The following is a 17,860-nucleotide window of genomic DNA, read 5'->3' as shown; positions in this document are numbered from 1 at the left end:
GTCTGAACCCAACTAACAAAAAGGAATCCGTCAACACCAGCCACAAAAGGGCCGATGGACGGGGTTGTGCATCATGCACTGGCTTTTAACACACTGTTGAGTTCTCAAGAAACGCACGCATACATCCTCACCGAGATTCCACTGAATCCAGCTCGGAGGCGTCTTCTCCGCTTACTTTACTTTATCAGCCGACCGATTTCTCCGTCAAACCCGAGGGCTTGTAAAGAACCGACCAACCTTTTTAGGATGACCCACCCCGCTTCCGGGGCAGCCCCCGTAACGTACCGTGTCATCCGAGGCGTGTCGAAACAACCGATTTTTCGGCGATCATGACGCGCCCGCGGACGGCTCAGGCCTGAGCGCGCCGAAACGGCTCCGCCGAGCGACTGGTCCTGTCAAAGGGCTTACCCTGGGGCCCGTCCACCTGATCAGTGTCCGGCTCACACCCGGGGCGAACTGAAAGAGTAGGTCACGATCCGCGACACGTCAAGTCGTCCCGTCCGGCCAGCGTGGCGGGCGGTCGCGTATCAGAAGTCGCGCTGGTGACGGCCTCGACCATCGGAACAGCGGCGTGGCGGCTCCTCGGTGCCGCATCCGGCCCTGATCCTCGTTCGATGAGCACCCGTTAGACCGTCAACGGCCTCCACCTCCGCGCGGCCGCTTGACGTGAGCCGGGTCTCCAGGACGTTGCGGTGCCAAGGACGCGGCGCGCGTTCCACCAGGCCGCGTTCCTCCGGGTTCTTGAGCAGCACCGCGGTCATGGGCTGCGCGCGACAACGCGGCGTCCGAAGTGCCGGGGGTGTCGGGCGGCGCGAGGAGCGCCGCGGTCAGCCAGGCCGGCCCAACGAAGCCTTGTTCAGTGCCTGTGCTCGGTGTCCGCCCGAGCCGTTCGTCGGCAGAAGCCCCGTGGGCAGGGAGAACACGGGTGTTGATCCGTATGGGCGGTCCGGGACGAAGTTGACATCGCGATGGGCCAGTACGAGGCGACATGAAAGTGGAGTGGACGCCGGGTGGCGGGACGTGATCGTTACGAAGCCGACACCCGCCACCCGGGAGCAGGGCGCTCAACGGTGGATCGTGACCTTCTCGGCGAGGGCCCGCACCTGCCCCGGCGACTCGAACAGCTCCGCCGACATCCCCGCCTCTCGCGCGCCGACGACGTTCGCCAGGTTGTCGTCGAGGAAGAGGATGTCCTGCGGGGTCGCGCCGATCCGCTCCGCACACAGCTCGTACGCCCGCCGCTCCGGCTTGGCCGCCCCGATCCGGCACGAGAACGTCACCGAGGCGAACCGCCCCAGCAAGTCACCGTGACGCGATTCCCAGTAGGGCACCAGTTCCTCGATGATGTTGGACAGCAGGCCCAGCCGGTGTCCCTGGTCCGCCAGTTCGTGCACGACCCGCACCATCGACTCGTCCACGTCGGACCAGCTGTCGAGGTCGGCGTCGATGAGCGCGGGCACGTCGGCGAAGCGGGTGCCCAGCCGGCCGGCCACCGCGCCCCAGTACGCGGTGCTGTCCTGGCCTTCGTCGTAGGGCGGCCGGCAGGCCCAGTACGCCTCCCAGAAGGATTCCTCAGGTGCGCCCGCCAGTTCGACGAGCCGCCGCCGCTTCTCCGGGGCCTGGGTGCGAGCGATTACGCCATAAAGGTCGAACACCATCACATTGGCCATGCGCCTGACCCTACGACGCGTATCCTGCCCCGGTGACCACTGCTGCCACGCTCGCTCCCCCTGCGCGTCCCGCCGCGCGTGCCCGCACGTCAGCGCCCTGGTGGATGGCGTCCCTCGCCGGGATCGCGGCATTCTCCGGCACCGGCTCGGCCACTCTCAACGGCGATGAGCTGGCCACCGTCAGCGCCGCCTCCCGGTCGCTGGCCGGGATGTGGCAGCTGGCTCAGCACATCGACGGCCATTTCCTGCCGTACTACCTGTTCATGCACTTCTGGGTGAAGGCGGGCACGGCGGAGGTGTGGTTGCGGTTCCCGTCGGCGGTGGCGATCGCCGTGGCGGCCTGGTTCCTGGCCGATCTGGGCCGGCGGCTGCACAGCGTCCGGGCCGGCGTCATCGGTGCGGCCGTCTTCGCGATCCTGCCCACGGTGTCCTACTACGGAGCCTTCGCCAGGTCTTATGCCTTCGCCGCGGCCGCGGTCGTCCTGTCATTCTGGGCGTTGCACCGGGCGCTCGAACGGCCGGCCGGCCGGCGGTGGGTGCTTTACGGGGTGGCGGTCGCGCTGGTGTGCTCGACGCACCTGTTCGCGGTGCTGGTGCTGCCCGCTCAGCTGTTCCTGGCCCGGCGCGGTGTGCTGACGCGCATGGCCGCGGCGCTGGCCGCAGGGTGTGTTCCCGCCGTGGTGCTGGGGCTCATCGGGTACGGCGAGCGCCACGCCATCAGCTGGATCCCGCAGCGGGGACCGGAGGTGTGGCTGAGGTTCCCGAAGATGGCGGCGGGGACGACCGGGCTCGGCGTGCTGCTGTTAGCGCTGGCCGTGGCAGGGGCGGCGCTGCTGTGGGCGGCGGCGCGCGGGCGCGACCCGGGCGCGGCCGGCGGTCCGTGGCCGTTCGCGCTGGCCGGGTGGCTGCTGCTGCCGCCGGTGCTGCTGCTCGCGGTGTCCCACCTGGTGACGCCGGTCTACGTCGACCGCTACCTGTTCGTCACCGCTCCCGCGCTGGCGCTGCTGGCCGGGATGGCCGTGGCCGCTCTCCCCCGGTTCCACGTGGTGGCCGCCGCGGTGGTCGTGCTGCTGGGGTGCGGGTTGTCGATCCAGGAGCATGCGGACGTACGCGAAGAGAACGGGCGTTTCGAGAACATCCCGTGGGCGCTGCGCGTGATCAAGGCCGAGCCCGACGATGCCATCGTGTACGGGCAGAGCCAGCTGCGCTCGGGCTTCGACTACTATGCCGACTCCCTGATGCCGGTCGACGCGCTCAGGACGGGTGACGCCCCCGATCCCGGAGGGTTCGGCTATCCGGAGCGCTCCGATGTCTCGGCGGCGCTGCGACAGCACGATCGGGTGTGGGTCGTCTGGCGCGGGACCAAGAAGTCGGGGCTGGAGGGCGACGGCATCGACCGGATCGAAGAGGTGCGCCAGGCGGGCTTCGAGCTCGACCTCGCCAAGCACTCGGGCGACCTGCCAGGGCTGACGGTGACATTGTTCACCCGCCAGTGAACGCCGCGGCAGGAAGGCGGGCCCTGCGTGATGCGGAGGGCCCGCCTCCCGCGGCCGGTCAGCCGACCTCGACGCCGCCGATCGACTTCTTGCCGCGGCGCAGGACCATGTAGCGCCCCGCCAGCAGGTCATCGGAGGTCGGCACGTAGGACTCGTCGGTGATCTTCACGTTGTTGAGGTAGGCCCCGCCCTCCTTGACCGCCCGCCTGGCGGCCGACTTCGACTCCACGAGGCCGCTGTCGGACAGCAGGTCGACGAACGACGCTCCGAGCGAGTCGACCTTGGCCTTCGGGACCTCGGCGAGCGCGGCGCCGAGCGTGGTGGCGGGAAGCTCCTCCAGCGCGCCCTGCCCGAAAAGCGCCTTCGAGGCGGCCACGACCGCCTCGAGCTCGCGCCTGCCGTGAAGGAGCTCGGTGAGATCCTCGGCCAGCGCGCGCTGGGCCTCGCGGGCGAACGGGCGTTCGGCGACGGCCTTCTCCAGCTCCTCGATCTCCTCGCGGCTCTTGAACGTGAACACCTTGAGGTAGTGGATCACGTCGCGGTCGTCGGAGTTGAGGAAGTACTGGTAGAAGGCGTAGGGCGAGGTCATCTCGGGGTCGAGCCAGAGGGCGCCGCCCGCCGTCTTGCCGAACTTCGTACCGTCGGCCTTCGTGATCAGCGGCAGGGTGAGCGCGTGGACGTGCGCGCCCTCGATGCGGCGGACCAGGTCGGCGCCCGCCGTGATGTTGCCCCACTGGTCGCTGCCGCCGATCTGCAGCGTGCAGCCGTAGCGGCGGTAGAGCTCCAGGTAGTCGTAGGACTGCAGGATCTGGTAGCTGAACTCGGTGTAGCTCAGGCCCTCGCCCGACAGGCGCGCGGACACGGCCTCCCTGGCCAGCATGCGGTTGACCGGGAAGTGTTTGCCGATGTCGCGCAGAAAGTCGATCGCGGTCAGCTCGCCGGTCCAGTCGAGGTTGCTCACCATGAGCGCGGCGTTCTGCTGCGCGTCGAAGTCGAGGAAACGGCCGACCTGACCGCGCAGGCGGTCCACCCACTCCGCGACGACGTCGCTGGAGTTGAGCGCACGCTCGGTGTTGCGCCCGCTGGGGTCGCCGATCAGGCCGGTCGCGCCGCCGACGAGGCCGATCGGGCGGTGCCCGGCGAGCTGGAAGCGGCGCAGCGTCAGCAGCGGCACGAAGTGGCCGACGTGCAGCGAAGGAGCGGTGGGGTCAAAACCGGAATAGACCGTGATCGGTCCCTTGGCCATGGACGCGCGCAGGGCGTCGAGGTCGGTGGACTGCGCGATCAGGCCTCGCCACGCGAGGTCATCGAGAATGTCGGTCACGGTGCCGGCTTTCCAGTAGACGGGTTGACATCGATTCGGTACAAGCGTGCCTGATCGCTCGGGCAGGCCGCCACTTGGATACGCTTCGTGTCCATGTGGAGGGTCCGTCGCGAGCTGGCTGTTTTGAAGATCTTAGGGGCTCTGGCATGCGCCGGGCTCGGCCTTTACGGGTGGGCGGGGGCCGACGTTGGCGGCATGATCCTGGCCGTTCCCGCCACCGTGCTGATCGGCGCGATGGGCCTGCGCGACCTGCTCGTTCCCGTACGGCTGGCGGCCGACGACAGCGGGATCACCGTGGTGCACGGATTCGCGGGCAGGCGGCACGTACCGTGGGAGGCGATCTGGGACATCAAGGTCGACATACGCCGGCGGTGGGGCCTGCGCAGCGAGATGCTGGAGATCGACACCGGCGATTTCCTGCACATCTTCAGCTCTCACGAGCTGGGCGCCTCCCCCACGGAGGTGGCCGCGGCGTTGCGGCGCCGCGGCACGTGAGCGCGGTAGGGCGAGACGGTCGGGTCGCCGTCGATCCAGAACCGCCACGGCGTCTCCTTGGCCGTCGAGATGCCGGTGCGGGGGCCCGACCTGATGGCGGCCGGCTCCGCGGGGCTTCCCTCCAGCATGATGACCGAGCCGTGCGGGACACCGGTGAGCCGGTGGTCCTGCGTTGACAGCGCCTCCGTGTCGCCCTGCGCGCCCGGCCGGATCGCGTCGATGCCGTTGTGCTCGCGCAGCAGGCCGAGGGCGACCGTGAGCCTGGCCGGCCCCCGGGCGAGATCACGGTCCGCGACCCGCCGGCCGCCTCCCGCGGAGGCCTGACCGCCCATACGGCGGGCGCGGGCGACGTCGAGACCCGCCACCACCTCGCCCGCCCGCAGCAGCACCGCCGAGCCCGAGCCGTCCGGCAGGCACACGAGGTTGGCGCAGAAGTGCATGCCGTAGGTGAAGTAGACGTAGACGTGACCGGGCGGGCCGAACATGACGGCGTTCCGCGGGGTCCTGCCGCGATAGGTGTGGGCCGCGGGGTCCTCTCCTGGGCCGCCGTACGCCTCGACCTCGGTGAGGCGCACGGCGACGGGGCCGTGCACGAGGACGCGCCCGAGCAGGTCGGGCGCCACCTCGGGAGACGGCCGGTCGAAGAAGCTCCGCGGCAGCGGGGCGGAGCTCAGCTGCCCGCCGCCCATGCCGCCTGCGCGTCGACGGACTCGCGGAGCGCGACGAGCTGGTCGCGTACGCGGTCGGGTGCGGTGCCGCCGTGGGCCTTGCGCGCGGCCAGCGCGCCCGGCACGCTGAGCACGTCGCGGACGTCCGGCGTCAGGTGCGGCGACACCTTGGCCAGTTCGTCGTCGGTCAGCTCGCCCAGGTCCTTGTCGTTGACCTGGCACCACACGACGAGGTGGCCGACCGCCTCGTGCGCCTCGCGGAAGGCGACCCCGCGGCGTACGAGCAGTTCGGCCAGGTCGGTGGCCAGCGCGAACCCGTCGGGGGCGGAGGCCTCCATGCGGGCGGTGTTGACCCGCATCGTGGCCACCAGGCCGGCCATCGCGGGCAGGACCAGCAGCAGCGTGTCGACCGCGTCGAACACCGGCTCCTTGTCCTCCTGAAGGTCGCGGTTGTAGGTCAGCGGCAGGCCCTTGAGCGTGGTCAGCAGCGCCGTCAGGTCGCCGATGAGCCGCCCCGACTTGCCGCGGGCCAGCTCGGCCACGTCGGGGTTCTTCTTCTGCGGCATGATCGACGAGCCGGTGGAGTAGGCGTCGTCCATCTCGATCCAGCGGAACTCCTGCGAGGCCCACAGGACGATCTCCTCGCCCAGCCTCGACAGGTGGACGCCGATCAGCGCCGCGGCGAACAGGAACTCCGCCGCGAAGTCGCGGTCGGCGACGGCGTCCATCGAGTTGAGCGCGGCGGAGGAGAAGCCGAGCTCCTCGGCCACGGCCTGCGGGTCGAGCGGCAACGACGAGCCCGCCAGGGCGCCGGCGCCGAGCGGGGAGACCGCGGCGCGCTTGTCCCAGTCGGTGATCCGGTCGACGTCGCGGGCGAAGGCGTGCACGTGAGCCAGGAGCTGGTGGCCGAACGAGACCGGCTGGGCGTGCTGCAGGTGCGTCATGCCGGGCGCGGCCGTCTCGGCGTGCTGCTCGGCCTGCGCCATCAGCGCCGTCTCCAGCTCGACCAGGCGGGAGACGATCGTGCGGGCGTGGTCGCGGAGGTAGAGGCGCAGGTCGGTGGCGATCTGGTCGTTGCGCGAGCGGCCGGCGCGGAGCTTGCCGCCGAGCGAGCCGAGCCGCTCCAGCAGGCCGCGCTCCAGCGCGGTGTGCACGTCCTCGTCGGCGACCGTCGGCCGGAACTCGCCGGCCTTGCAGGCCCGCTCGAGGTCGTCGAGCGCGCCGATCATGCGCTCGAGCTCCTCGTCGCTGAGCAGCCCCGCCCTGTGCAGCACCCGGGCGTGCGCCCTGGACGCCGCCAGGTCGTACGGCACGAGCCGCCAGTCGAAGTGCACGCTCACCGACAGCCGGGCCAGCGCGTCGGACGGACCTCCTTCGAAACGTCCGCCCCACAGCCGCATCGGCTTGCCATCACTCACCGTCATCTCCTCCGTGCCGTGTTCGATGATCGCGCCGCTTCGTGGTCGCCGGCATCGTGTCTCGCGCTCCCCCGAGCTCCTGCGCTCCCGGCGCGACCTTAGTGCAACTCAGCGCCTTCTCGCGTCGCGCGCGGCCGCGATCTTGGCCGGGAGGGAGAAGAGCTGGACGAAGCCCTTGGCCAGCGACTGGTCGAACGTGTCGCCTGTGTCGTAGGTGGCGAGCGAGAAATCGTACAGGGAGTCGTCGGAGCGGCGGCCGGTCACGGTGGCGTTGCCGCCGTGCAGGCTCATCCTGATCTCGCCGTTGACGTGCTTCTGGACGTCGGCGATGAGGGCGTCGAGTGCGCTCTTCAGCGGCGAGAACCACAGGCCGTCGTAGACGAGCTCGCTCCAGCGCTGGTCGACCCCCCGCTTGAAGCGGGCCAGGTCGCGCTCGACCGTGACGCTCTCCAGCTCCTTGTGGGCGGCGATGAGCGCGATCGCGCCCGGCGCTTCGTACACCTCGCGCGACTTGATGCCGACCAGGCGGTCCTCGACCATGTCGATCCGGCCGACGCCCTGCGCGCCCGCGCGCCGGTTCAGCTCGTCGACCGCCTGGAAGGGGGTCAGGTCACGGCCGTCGACCTTGACCGGGACACCCTGCTCGAACGTGATCACGACCTCGTCGGCCGGGCGCGGCTGCCGGGGGTCGGCGGTGTAGGAGTAGACCTCCTCGGTGGGGCCGTTCCAGATGTCCTCGAGGAATCCGGTCTCGACGGCGCGGCCCCAGAGGTTCTGGTCGATGGAGAACGGGTTCTTCTTCGACGTCTCGATGGGCAGGCCCTTGGCCTCGGCGTACTCAATGGCCTTGTCGCGGGTCCAGGCGAAGTCCCTGGCGGGGGCGATGATCTCGAGGTCGGGGGCCAGCGCGGCCAGGCCGGCCTCGAAGCGGACCTGGTCGTTGCCCTTGCCGGTGCAGCCGTGGGAGACGATGGTGCCGCCGAAGCGTTTGGCCGCCGACACCAGGTGCTTGACGATGAGCGGGCGCGACAGCGACGACACCAGCGGATAGCGGTCCATGTAGAGGGCGTTGGCCTGCAGGGCGGGGACGCAGAAGTCGGCGGCGAACTCCTCCCTCGCGTCCACGACGACCGACTCGGCCGCGCCGCAGTCCATGGCCCGCTTCTGGATGAGCTCCATGTCCTCGCCGCCCTGGCCGAGGTCCACGGCGACGCAGACGACCTCGGCGTTCATCTTCTCGGCGAGGTAGGGGATGGCGACCGAGGTGTCGAGACCGCCGGAATATGCGAGAACCACTCTGTCGGGCATTGTGCTTCGTCTCCAGTGCTGATGTTCGGGAAGTCCGTACGGCGCAGCCCACTCACGGCGGAGTGGGCGGACTACGTCGGTCGGCCACCTTCAGCAGCGCGTCGGCGACCGTCTGACCGCCCGCCGGGTCGCGGCTGATGACGAGGATCGTGTCGTCACCCGCCACGGTCCCGAGGATGGACTCCCAGTCAGCGTGGTCGATGGCGGAGGCGAGGAACTGGGCCGCGCCCGGTGGGGTGCGCACGATGACCAGGTTGGCCGAGGCCTCGGCCCCTACCAGCAGTTCCTCCGCGATGCGGTGCAGCCGGGCCGCCGGGGACTCGCCGGTGCCGAGCCTGGCCAGCGGGATGCGGCCGCCGCCCTCGCCGGGGAGCGCGTACACCAGCGAACCGTCCTCGGCGCGCAGCTTGAGCGCGCCGAGCTCGTCGAGGTCGCGCGAGAGCGTGGCCTGGGTGACCTCGACGCCGCTCTCGGCAAGCAGCTTGGCCAGCTCGGGCTGGGAGCGCACGGCCTGCCGCTGCAGCAGGTCGGTGATCTTCGCCTGCCGCGCCGCCTTGGTCATCGGGATGATCACGCGGCCTCCGGCGCCCTGTCCGGGCCGGCGTGCGTGGCCAGCCAGTGCAGCAGCGCCTTCTGGGCGTGCAGGCGGTTCTCCGCCTGGTCCCACACGACGCTGCGCGGGCCTTCCAGGACCTCCTCGGTGATCTCGTTGCCGCGGTAGGCGGGCAGGCAGTGCAGCACGATCGCGTCGGGCGCGGCGTGGCCGAGCAGTCCGTCGCTCACCTGGTACGGCATGAGGGCGGCGACCCGCGCCTCCTTCCCCTCCTGCCCCATGGACACCCACGTGTCGGTGGCGATCACGTGCGCGCCCTCCGCCGCGGCCGCCGGGTCGGACAACGCGACGACGGAGCCGCCGGTCCCGGCGGCGATGGCGGCGGCCTGCTCGAAGACGACCGCGTCGGGCTGGTAGCCGGCCGGGGCGGCGATCCGTACGTGCAGGCCGGCCGTGGCGCCGCCGAGCAGGTAGGAGTGGGCCATGTTGTTGGCGCCGTCGCCCAGGTAGGTCAGCGTGAGCCCGGCCGTGCGGCCCATCCGCTCGTGGACGGTCTGCAGGTCGGCGAGGATCTGGCAGGGGTGGAACGCGTCGGTGAGCGCGTTGACGACCGGCACCCGCGAGTGGGCGGCCATCTCGTCGATGAGCTCCTGCCGGGAGGTGCGCCAGACGATGGCGGCGACCTGCCGGTCCAGCACCCTGGCCAGGTCGGCGGTGGGCTCGCCGCGGCCCATGAGCACCGAGACGTTGTCGACGACCAGCGGCAGGCCGCCGAGCTCGCCGATGCCGGTGTGGAACGAGATGCGGGTCCTGGCGGAAGGCTTGTCGAACAGCACCGCGACAGTGCGCGGCCCCTCGAAGGGACGGTAGCCGAAACGGTCCTTCTTCATCGCGGCGGCGAGTTGCAGCACCTCCGACTGCTCGCCGGGCGACAGGTCGTCGTCCCTGAGGAAGTGACGGATGGTCATGCTGCCGCCTCCGTGAGAATCCGCGGGTACGACGCCACCAGGGCGTCGACCTCGTCCGCCGTCACGACGAGCGGCGGCGCCAGGCGCACCGCGTCCGGCTGGAGCGCGTTTACCAGGAAACCGGCCGCCGCGGCGGCCTGCTGCACCTGGGCCGCGCGCGGCTCGCGCAGCACCGTGGCCAGCCACAGGCCGCGCCCGCGCACACCGGCGAGCAGCGGGTGGTCGACGGCCTCCAGCCCTTCGCGCAGCCGCGCGGCCACCGACCTGACGTGGCCGAGGTCGAGGTTGTCGAGGACGGCCAGCGCCGCGGCGCAGGAGACCGGGTTGCCGCCGAACGTCGAGCCGTGGTCGCCCTTGTCGAACAACCTGCCCACGTCGCCGAAGCCTACGCAGGCGCCGATCGGCAGGCCGCCGCCCAGGCCCTTGGCCAGGGTGAGGATGTCGGGGGTGACGCCGTCGGCCTGGTGGGCGAACCAGTGGCCGGTGCGGCCGATGGCGGACTGGATCTCGTCGGCGACCAGCAGCGCGCCGGTCGAGTCGCAGATCTCGCGGGCCGCCTCGAAGTAGCCGTCGGGCGGCGGCACCACGCCGGCCTCGCCCTGGGTGGGCTCCAGGAAGACCGCGATGCAGTCGCCGGTCACGGCCTCCTTGAGGGCGTCGGCGTCGCCGTAGGGGACGAACCGCACCTCCACGGGGAACGGGCCGAACTGGTCGCGGATCGCCTTCTTGCCGGTCAGGGAGAGGGCGCCGATCGTACGGCCGTGGAAGCCGTTCTCGGCGGCGACGAAGTAGGAGCGGCCCTCGCGCCGGCCGTGTTTCAGCGCCAGCTTGTACGCCGCCTCGTTGGCCTCGGTGCCGGAGTTGGCGAAGAAGACCTTCGCCGGGGCGTCGAGCATGCCGAGGAGCCTCTCGGCGAGCAGAACCTCCGGCTCGTGCAGGAACAGGTTGCTGGTGTGCGCGAGCGTGGCGACCTGCCGGGAGACGGCCTCGACCAGTGCGGGGTGACCGTGGCCGAGCGAGCTGACCGCGATGCCGCCGATGAAGTCGAGATATTGCCTGCCGTCGACGTCCCACACGCGGGTGCCCTCGCCCCGGGCCAGCGCCACAGGGGGGACCCCGTAGTTGCCCATGAAGGCTTTCTCGAACCGTTGGAACAGGTTCATCAGGGCATCACCATGGTTCCGATCCCTTCGTTGGTGAAGATCTCCAGCAGCATCGAGTGGGGCACGCGGCCGTCGAGCACGTGGGCCCGGGGCACGCCGCCTTGCACGGCCGTCAGGCAGGCCTCCATCTTGGGTACCATGCCGCTGGACAGCGTGGGCATCATCGTCGCGAGCTCGTCGGCGCTCAGCTCGTCGATCACGTCGGTGTCGTCGGGCCAGTGGGCATAGAGGCCCTCCACGTCGGTGAGCACGATCAGCTTGCGGGCCTGCAGGGCCACGGCGAGCGCGGCGGCCGCGGTGTCGGCGTTCACGTTGTAGATCTCTCCGTCGTCTCCGCGCGCCACGCTGGAAACGATCGGGATGCGGCCGTCGTCGAGCAGCGCGCCGACCGCGCCGGGCTCGACCTTGATGATCTCGCCGACCTGGCCGATGTCGACCGGCTCGCCGTCGACGACCGCGTGTTTGCGCACCGCGGTGAACAGGTGGGCGTCCTCGCCCGACATGCCGACGGCGAACGGGCCGTGCCGGTTGACCAGGCCCACGATGTCGCGGTTGACCTGGCCGACCAAGACCATCCTGACGACCTGCATGGCCTCGGGCGTGGTGACCCGCAGCCCGGCGGTGAACGTGGACTCGATGCCCAGCTTGTCGAGGGCGCTGCTGATCTGCGGGCCGCCGCCGTGCACGACGACCGGCCGCAGGCCGGCGTGGCGCAGGAAGACGACGTCCTCGGCGAAGCCGGACTTGAGCGCCTCGTCGGTCATTGCGTTGCCGCCGTACTTGATGACGACGGTCGCGCCGTGGAAGCGGGTCAGCCACGGCAGGGCTTCGATCAGCGCTTCTGCCTTGGTGTGCGCGGTGGTCCGTCTCATGAGGAGTACGCCGAGTTCTCGTGGACGTAGGCGGCCGTCAGGTCGGTGGTGTGCACGGTCGCGGTGTGCGGACCCGCCGACAGGTCGATGGTGATCGTCACGTCCCTGGGGCTCATGTCCACCTTGTCGCGGTCGTCGCCCACCGCGCCGCCCCGGCAGATCCAGATGCCGTTGATGGCGACGTTGAGGCGGTCGGGCTCGAACTCCGCGTCGGTGGTGCCGACGGCGGCCAGGACGCGGCCCCAGTTGGGGTCCTCGCCGTGGATGGCGCACTTGAGCAGGGTGGATCGAGCGACCGCGCGGCCGACTTTCACCGCGTCGTCCTCGCCGGCCGCGCCGACCACCTCGATGGCGATGGCCTTGGAGGCGCCCTCGGCGTCGACGAGCAGTTGCCTGGCGAGGTCGGCGCAGACCTCGGTGACCTTCTGCTCGAACTCGTCGAGGTCGGGCCTCACTCCGGAGGCGCCGCTGGACATCAGGAGCACGGTGTCGTTGGTCGACATGCAGCCGTCGGTGTCGAGCCTGTCGAACGTGACGGCCGTGGCCCTGCGCAGCACGACGTCGAGCTCGTCGCCGGTCAGCTCGGCGTCGGTGGTGATCACGCAGAGCATCGTGGCCAGGGCGGGGGCGAGCATGCCGGCGCCCTTGGCCATCCCGCCGACCATGTAGGCGCCGTCCTCGTCGGCGCCGCCGCGTTTGAACGAGATCTTGGAGACCGTGTCGGTCGTGCGGATGGCGTCGGCCGCGGCCAGGCCGCCGTCGCGGGCGAGCTGGGCGGCGGCGGTCTCGACGCCCGCCAGCAACTCGTCCATCGGCAGCCGCTCGCCGATGAGGCCGGTCGAGCAGACCGCGACCTCGCCCGCGGAGTCCTCCAGGAGCGCGGCCACCTTCTCGGCGGTGGCGTGCGTGTCCTGGAAACCCTCGGGGCCGGTGCAGGCGTTGGCGCCGCCGGAGTTGAGCACGACGGCGCGCAGCCGCCCGCCCGCCAGGACCTGCTGCGACCAGAGCACGGGTGCCGCCTTGACGCGGTTGGCGGTGAAGACGCCCGCGGCGGCACGGCTGGGCCCGTCGTTGACGACGAGAGCGAGATCGCGGGCGCGGCCGGGCTTGATCCCTGCGGAGACTCCCGCGGCCCTGAAACCTAGGGGTGCCGTGACGCTCATGCCACCGCCCCTTGCGGGGAAGGGAGCGGAGAGCTCCCGCGTTCGTCGGTCGGTTCGCTGCGCTTGCTCAAGGTGCGACTCCTGTCAGGGGAAGGCCGAGCTCTTCCGGCAGGCCGAGGGCGAGGTTGACGCTCTGGACGGCGCCCCCTGCCGTGCCCTTGGTGAGGTTGTCGATGGCGATGACGGCGACCACGCGGCCCGCACGCTCGTCGAGCGTCACCTGCAGGGCGGCGGCGTTGGCGCCGTAGGTCATCGCGGTGGCGGGCCAGACCCCCTCCGGCAGCAGCCTGACGAAGGGCTCACCCTTGAGTGCGCTCTCGTACGCCGTGCGCAGCGACTCCTTGGTGAGGCCGGGAGCGGCCGGGGCGTAGCAGGTGGCGAGGATGCCGCGGCTCATGGGGACCAGCGTCGGGGTGAACGAGACGCGTACGGGAGCGCCGGCGACGGCCGACAGCCCCTGCTCCATCTCGGGCGTGTGCCGGTGGGCGCCGCCGACGGCGTAGGCGCTCGCCGAACCCATGACCTCGCTGCCGAGCAGGTGGGGCTTGAGCGACCTGCCCGCGCCGCTGGTGCCCGAGGCGGCGACGACGACCACGTCCGGCCCGGCCAGCCCGGCGGCGAACGCGGGTGACAGGGCGAGCAGCACGGAGGTCGGGTAGCAGCCGGGGACGGCGATCCTGGTCGCCTGCCTGAGCACCTCGCGCTGGCCCGGCAGCTCGGGCAGGCCGTAGGGCCAGGTGCCGGCGTACCGGCCGCCATAGAACTCCTGCCAGGCGGCGGGGTCGGCGAGGCGGTGGTCGGCGCCGCAGTCGACGACCAGCGTCTCCTCGCCGAGGGCGGCGGCGACGGCGGCCGAGTGGCCGTGCGGCAGCGCGAGGAAGACCACGTCGTGCCCGGCGAGCGTGCCGGCGGTGGTCTCGTCGAGAACGCGGTCGGCCAGCTGGGGCAGGTGGGGCTGGTGGGCGCCGAGGCGGCTGCCCGCGCTGGACGCCGCGGTGAGCGCCCCGATCTCGAACTCTGGATGGCCGAGCAGGAGGCGGAGCAGTTCCCCGCCCGCGTAGCCGCTGGCCCCCGCGATCGCCGCTCTCATCCCGCCGCCTCCTGCATATTCATGCATCGAACCTCATGACCTTGCTTGTGAAAATGATGCACCGGCGAGGATGAATATGCAAGCCGCTGTGAGCCCCGCGACCGCGTCGTGAGGCCCGGCGGGCCTCCGGTGACGCGTGCAGCGCTACCGCCCCGCGATGGCCGTGACGTGGCCGGGTGAGGGCGCGCGGAAACCGGGCCCGCGCAGGCGGACCCGGTGGGTGATCAGGGCGGGAGCGCGCCGTCCTGCCTTCTCGAGGGCCGGCCTGGCGGCGACGGCACGGGCCTGCCCGGGCAGGGCTGACCCGGCACGCGGCTGCCGGCATGAGGGATGCCGGGCGGCTCCTTGCATGCCTTCACCTATGACCCGGCGGCCGCGATGTTAATCCTGGGTATCCCAGATTCTCAGGAGGGGACGTACCGGACCGGGCCGGCGCGAGAGCCCGCCCGGTCCGGGTCAGCGCAGGAAGGCGGCGGCCACGCCCGCGTCGACCGGGACGTGCAGCCCCGTCGTGTGGGTGAGGTCGCCCGCGGTGAGCACGAAGACCGCGGCGGCCACGTGCTCGGGCAGCACCTCCCGCTTGAGCAGGGTGCGCTGGGCGTAGAACTCGCCCAGCTTCTCCTCCTCCACCCCGTAGACGGCCGCGCGGTTGGCGCCCCAGCCGGAGGCGAAGATGCCGGAGCCGCGTACCACGCCGTCGGGGTTGATGCCGTTGACGCGGATGCCGTGCCCGCCCAGCTCGGCCGCCAGCAGCCGCACCTGGTGCGCCTGGTCGGCCTTGGCCGCGCCGTAGGCGACGTTGTTCGGGCCGGCGAAGACGGCGTTCTTGGAGGAGATGTAGACGAGGTCGCCGCCCATGGCCTGGTCGATCATGACCTTGGCGGTCTCGCGCGAGACCAGGAACGAGCCGCGCGCCATGACGTCGTGCTGCAGGTCCCAGTCGGCCAGCGAGGTCTCCAGCAACGAGCGCGACAACGACAGCCCGGCGTTGTTGACCACCAGGTCCACGCCGCCGAAGGCGAGCACGCCCGCGCGCACCGCCGCGGCGACCTGCTCCTCCGACGTGACGTCGACCGCGACCGCCACGGCGACGTCCGGCTCGCGGTGTGCTCCCGCGCCCAGCTCGGCGGCCACCTTCTCGGCGGCGGCCACGTCGCGGTCGGCGACGATCACGCACGCGCCCTCGGCGGCGAGCCTGCGCGCGGTGGCCGCGCCGATGCCGGAGCCGCCGCCGGTGACCAGCGCGACCCGCGTGGCCAGCGGCTTCGGCCTGGGCATGCGGCGGAGCTTGGCCTCCTCGAGCTCCCAGTACTCGATGCGGAACTTCTCCGACTCGGGGATGGGGGCGTAGGTGGAGACGGACTCGGCACCGCGCATGACGTTGATGGCGTTGACGTAGAACTCGCCGGCCACGCGGGCGGTCTGCTTGTCCTTGCCGAACGAGAACATGCCGACGCCCGGCACCAGCACGATCGCCGGGTCCGCGCCGCGCATGGGCGGCGAGGCCGGGGTGGCGTGGCGCCGGTAGTAGGCGGTGTAGTCGTCGCGGTAGGCGGCGTGCAGTTCGCGCAGCCGCTCGGCGGCGTGCTCCAGCGGCGCGTCCGGAGGCAGGTCGAGCACGAGCGGCGCGACCTTGGTGCGCAGGAAGTGGTCGGGGCAGGACGTGCCCAGCGCCGCCAGCCTCGGGTGCTCGGCCCGGGAGACGAAGTCGAGCACCTCGGGCGTGTCGGTGTAGTGGCCGACGACGCGCATGTCGGTGGCGGCCAGGCCACGGATCACCGGGAACAGCGCGGCGGCGCGGGCGTGCCGCTCCTCCTCCGGCAGCGTCCGGTGGATCACCGGGCCGAACGGATCCTCGCGGCCGTGCTCGGCCAGGTACGCCTCGGCGGTCCTGATGATCTCCAGCGAGCGGGCCTCGCACTCCCCGGACGTCGAGCCCCACGCGGTGATGCCGTGGCCGCCGAGGACGCACCCGATGGCCTGCGGGTTCGCCTCATTGATGGCGGCGATGTCCAGGCCCAGCCGGAAGCCCGGCCGCCGCCACGGCACCCACACCACCCGGTCGCCGAACACGCGCCGGGTCAGCTCCTCGCCGTCGGCGGCGGTGGCCAGCGCGATGCCCGCGTCGGGGTGAAGGTGGTCGACGTGGGCGGCCTCGACTAGACCGTGCATGGCGGTGTCGATCGACGGCGCCGCCCCGCCCCTGCCGTGCAGGCAGTAGTCGAACGCCGCCACCATCTCGTCCTCGCGCTCGACGCCCGGGAAGACGTCCTTGAGAGCGCGCAGCCGGTCGAGACGGAGCACGGCGAGGCCGGACTCCTCGAGCGTGCCCAGGTCCCCGCCGGAGCCCTTGACCCAGAGCAGCTCGACCTCCTCGCCCGTGACCGGGTCGGGCGCGGCGCCCTTGGCCGAGGTGTTGCCGCCCGCGAAGTTGGTGTTGCGCGGGTCGGCGCCCAGGCGGTGCGATCGTTCCAGCAACTCGTTGATGACGTTGGACATGGTGGTTCAGGCCCCCCAGCCGGCCTGCTGACCGCCGACGCGCTCGGCGGCGATCTTCTCGAAGTATCCGGACCCGGCGTACGCGGCCATCGGGTCGGGCGCGAGGCCCATCTCCTCCCTCAACTGTGCCAGCAGCGGGCGCACGTCCGTGTTGTAGGCGTCCATGAACACGGCGTTGGCGCCCAGCACGTCGCCCTCGGCCTGCGCCGCCGACAGCGCGTCGCGGTCCACCAGCAGCGCCTTGGCGGTGGCCTCCTGCACGTTCATGACCGAGCGGATCTGGCCCGGGATCTTGGGCTCGATGTTGTGGCACTGGTCGAGCATGAACGCCACGCCCGCCTCGGGGTCGAGCCCGCCGCCGCCGACGACCTCGTACATGATGCGGAACAGCTGGAACGGGTCGGCGGCGCCCACCATGAGGTCGTCGTCGGCGTAGAAGCGGGAGTTGAAGTCGAAGCCGCCGAGCTTGCCCTCGCGCAGCAGGAACGCCACGATGAACTCGATGTTGACGCCCGGCGCGTGATGGCCGGTGTCCACGACCACCTGCGCCTTGGGGCCGAGCCTGACGCAGTGGGCGTACGCGGTGCCCCAGTCGGGCACGTCGGTGGCGTAGAAGGCCGGCTCGAACAGTTTGTACTCCAGCAGGAACCGCTGGCCGTCGCCGAGCCGCCCGTAGACCTCGGCCAGCGCCTCGGCCAGGCGGCCCTGGCGGGCCCTGAGGTCGTCCTGGCCCGGGTAGTTGAGGCCGTCGGAGAACCACAGCTTGAGGGTGCCGGAACCGGTGGCGTCCATGATGTCGACGCACTCGAGCAGGTGGTCGGTGGCCTTGCGGCGCACCCGCGCCGACGGGTGGGTGACGCTGCCGAGCATGTAGTCGTCGTCCTGGAAGACGTTGGAGTTGATGGCTCCGATGCCGACGCCCAGTTCGCGGGCGTGCCGGGCGAGGTCGGCGTAGTCGTCCACCCTGTCCCACGGGATGTGCAGGGCGACCGTGGGGGCGATGCCGGTGTGGGCGTGCACCTGGGCGGCGTCGGCGAGCTTCTCGTACGGGTCGCGCGGCACCCCCTTCTGGGCGAACACCTTGAACCTGGTGCCGCTGTTGCCGTACGCCCAGGAGGGTGTCTCGATGTGCTGCGCCCGCAGCACGGCCTTGATGTCAGTCATTACTCCCCG

Annotated in this window: 16 protein-coding genes; 2 read left to right on the top strand and 14 right to left on the bottom strand. The window is 71.2% G+C overall.

Going from position 1 to position 17,860, the window contains the following annotated elements; all coding sequences use genetic code 11:
• Positions 1–1,064 precede the first annotated feature (1,064 nt).
• Positions 1,065–1,670, bottom strand: a complete 606-nt coding sequence (locus GUY59_RS10000) for an HAD family hydrolase (protein WP_161714476.1) — start codon at positions 1,668–1,670, stop codon at positions 1,065–1,067.
• A 32-nt stretch (positions 1,671–1,702) separates the two neighbouring features.
• Here GUY59_RS10000 and GUY59_RS09995 point away from each other — a divergent pair, with 32 nt between their 5' ends.
• Complete coding sequence (locus GUY59_RS09995) at positions 1,703–3,166, top strand: glycosyltransferase family 39 protein (protein WP_252374841.1); 1,464 nt, start codon at positions 1,703–1,705, stop codon at positions 3,164–3,166.
• Between the two features lie 58 nt (positions 3,167–3,224).
• On the opposite strand, the gene tyrS is transcribed toward GUY59_RS09995, so the two are convergent.
• A complete protein-coding gene (gene tyrS, locus GUY59_RS09990; RefSeq protein WP_138199562.1) occupies positions 3,225–4,490 on the bottom strand; it encodes a tyrosine--tRNA ligase in 1,266 nt (421 codons plus the stop codon).
• Between the two features lie 195 nt (positions 4,491–4,685).
• Between tyrS and GUY59_RS09985 the strand changes: the two genes are divergently transcribed.
• Entirely contained in the window at positions 4,686–4,985 is a 300-nt protein-coding gene (locus GUY59_RS09985) for a PH domain-containing protein (RefSeq protein ID WP_201760676.1), read from the top strand.
• Here the strand turns inward: GUY59_RS09985 and GUY59_RS09980 are convergent.
• The 12 genes from GUY59_RS09980 to rhaI all read right to left on the bottom strand — a co-directional run bounded on the left by GUY59_RS09980 (position 4,925) and on the right by rhaI (position 17,851).
• The gene (locus tag GUY59_RS09980) at positions 4,925–5,674 is read right to left on the bottom strand and encodes a DNA-3-methyladenine glycosylase (RefSeq protein WP_132330101.1); all 750 of its coding nucleotides are present in this window, start codon (positions 5,672–5,674) and stop codon (positions 4,925–4,927) included. The genes GUY59_RS09985 and GUY59_RS09980 overlap by 61 nt on opposite strands.
• A complete protein-coding gene (argH, locus tag GUY59_RS09975) occupies positions 5,656–7,077 on the bottom strand; it encodes an argininosuccinate lyase (RefSeq protein ID WP_138199564.1) in 1,422 nt (473 codons plus the stop codon). The genes GUY59_RS09980 and argH overlap by 19 nt, the downstream gene beginning before the upstream one ends.
• A gap of 102 nt (positions 7,078–7,179) precedes the next feature.
• Positions 7,180–8,379, bottom strand: a complete 1,200-nt coding sequence (locus GUY59_RS09970) for an argininosuccinate synthase (RefSeq protein ID WP_138199565.1) — start codon at positions 8,377–8,379, stop codon at positions 7,180–7,182.
• 52 nt (positions 8,380–8,431) lie between these two features.
• On the bottom strand, positions 8,432–8,941 hold the full coding sequence (locus GUY59_RS09965; RefSeq protein WP_138199616.1) for an arginine repressor: 510 nt from the start codon (positions 8,939–8,941) through the stop codon (positions 8,432–8,434).
• A gap of 8 nt (positions 8,942–8,949) precedes the next feature.
• Positions 8,950–9,900, bottom strand: coding sequence for an ornithine carbamoyltransferase (gene argF, locus GUY59_RS09960; RefSeq protein ID WP_171055322.1), 951 nt, complete (start codon positions 9,898–9,900; stop codon positions 8,950–8,952).
• Positions 9,897–11,063 carry an acetylornithine transaminase gene (locus tag GUY59_RS09955; RefSeq protein WP_138199566.1) on the bottom strand — a complete coding sequence of 389 codons (1,167 nt, stop codon included), beginning with the start codon at positions 11,061–11,063 and terminating at the stop codon, positions 9,897–9,899. Before GUY59_RS09955 ends, argF begins: the two co-directional genes overlap by 4 nt.
• On the bottom strand, positions 11,063–11,935 hold the full coding sequence (argB, locus tag GUY59_RS09950) for an acetylglutamate kinase (protein ID WP_132330109.1): 873 nt from the start codon (positions 11,933–11,935) through the stop codon (positions 11,063–11,065). The genes GUY59_RS09955 and argB overlap by 1 nt, the downstream gene beginning before the upstream one ends.
• Complete coding sequence (gene argJ, locus GUY59_RS09945) at positions 11,932–13,098, bottom strand: bifunctional glutamate N-acetyltransferase/amino-acid acetyltransferase ArgJ (protein WP_138199567.1); 1,167 nt, start codon at positions 13,096–13,098, stop codon at positions 11,932–11,934. Before argJ ends, argB begins: the two co-directional genes overlap by 4 nt.
• A gap of 67 nt (positions 13,099–13,165) precedes the next feature.
• Positions 13,166–14,188: an N-acetyl-gamma-glutamyl-phosphate reductase gene (gene argC / locus GUY59_RS09940; RefSeq protein ID WP_138199568.1), complete on the bottom strand. Its 1,023-nt coding sequence runs from the start codon at positions 14,186–14,188 to the stop codon at positions 13,166–13,168.
• A 144-nt stretch (positions 14,189–14,332) separates the two neighbouring features.
• Positions 14,333–14,539, bottom strand: coding sequence for a hypothetical protein (locus GUY59_RS09935; RefSeq protein WP_138199569.1), 207 nt, complete (start codon positions 14,537–14,539; stop codon positions 14,333–14,335).
• A gap of 105 nt (positions 14,540–14,644) precedes the next feature.
• On the bottom strand, positions 14,645–16,687 hold the full coding sequence (locus tag GUY59_RS09930; RefSeq protein WP_138199570.1) for a bifunctional aldolase/short-chain dehydrogenase: 2,043 nt from the start codon (positions 16,685–16,687) through the stop codon (positions 14,645–14,647).
• A 6-nt stretch (positions 16,688–16,693) separates the two neighbouring features.
• Complete coding sequence (gene rhaI / locus GUY59_RS09925) at positions 16,694–17,851, bottom strand: L-rhamnose isomerase (RefSeq protein WP_138199571.1); 1,158 nt, start codon at positions 17,849–17,851, stop codon at positions 16,694–16,696.
• Positions 17,852–17,860: the final 9 nt, after the last annotated feature.

It is taken from the genome of Nonomuraea sp. K271 (assembly GCF_009908215.1).
Classification (GTDB): domain Bacteria; phylum Actinomycetota; class Actinomycetes; order Streptosporangiales; family Streptosporangiaceae; genus Nonomuraea; species Nonomuraea longispora.
The sequence above is the reverse complement of the archived record's forward strand: the minus strand, read 5'-3'. Positions and strand labels throughout refer to the sequence as shown.

What these genes read in the sequence shown, in the direction of transcription:
- argH (WP_138199564.1), bottom strand. Translation starts at nt 7,077, where the DNA reads ATGACGGTGAGTGATGGCAAGCCGATGCGGCTGTGGGGCGGACGTTTC.
- GUY59_RS09980 (WP_132330101.1), bottom strand. Translation starts at nt 5,674, where the DNA reads ATGGGCGGCGGGCAGCTGAGCTCCGCCCCGCTGCCGCGGAGCTTCTTC.
- GUY59_RS09955 (WP_138199566.1), bottom strand. Translation starts at nt 11,063, where the DNA reads ATGAACCTGTTCCAACGGTTCGAGAAAGCCTTCATGGGCAACTACGGG.
- GUY59_RS09930 (WP_138199570.1), bottom strand. Translation starts at nt 16,687, where the DNA reads ATGTCCAACGTCATCAACGAGTTGCTGGAACGATCGCACCGCCTGGGC.
- rhaI (WP_138199571.1), bottom strand. Translation starts at nt 17,851, where the DNA reads ATGACTGACATCAAGGCCGTGCTGCGGGCGCAGCACATCGAGACACCC.
- GUY59_RS09965 (WP_138199616.1), bottom strand. Translation starts at nt 8,941, where the DNA reads ATGACCAAGGCGGCGCGGCAGGCGAAGATCACCGACCTGCTGCAGCGG.
- argF (WP_171055322.1), bottom strand. Translation starts at nt 9,900, where the DNA reads ATGACCATCCGTCACTTCCTCAGGGACGACGACCTGTCGCCCGGCGAG.
- GUY59_RS09935 (WP_138199569.1), bottom strand. Translation starts at nt 14,539, where the DNA reads ATGCAAGGAGCCGCCCGGCATCCCTCATGCCGGCAGCCGCGTGCCGGG.
- argJ (WP_138199567.1), bottom strand. Translation starts at nt 13,098, where the DNA reads ATGAGCGTCACGGCACCCCTAGGTTTCAGGGCCGCGGGAGTCTCCGCA.
- GUY59_RS09970 (WP_138199565.1), bottom strand. Translation starts at nt 8,379, where the DNA reads ATGCCCGACAGAGTGGTTCTCGCATATTCCGGCGGTCTCGACACCTCG.
- argB (WP_132330109.1), bottom strand. Translation starts at nt 11,935, where the DNA reads ATGAGACGGACCACCGCGCACACCAAGGCAGAAGCGCTGATCGAAGCC.
- GUY59_RS09985 (WP_201760676.1), top strand. Translation starts at nt 4,686, where the DNA reads ATGATCCTGGCCGTTCCCGCCACCGTGCTGATCGGCGCGATGGGCCTG.
- GUY59_RS10000 (WP_161714476.1), bottom strand. Translation starts at nt 1,670, where the DNA reads ATGGCCAATGTGATGGTGTTCGACCTTTATGGCGTAATCGCTCGCACC.
- argC (WP_138199568.1), bottom strand. Translation starts at nt 14,188, where the DNA reads ATGAGAGCGGCGATCGCGGGGGCCAGCGGCTACGCGGGCGGGGAACTG.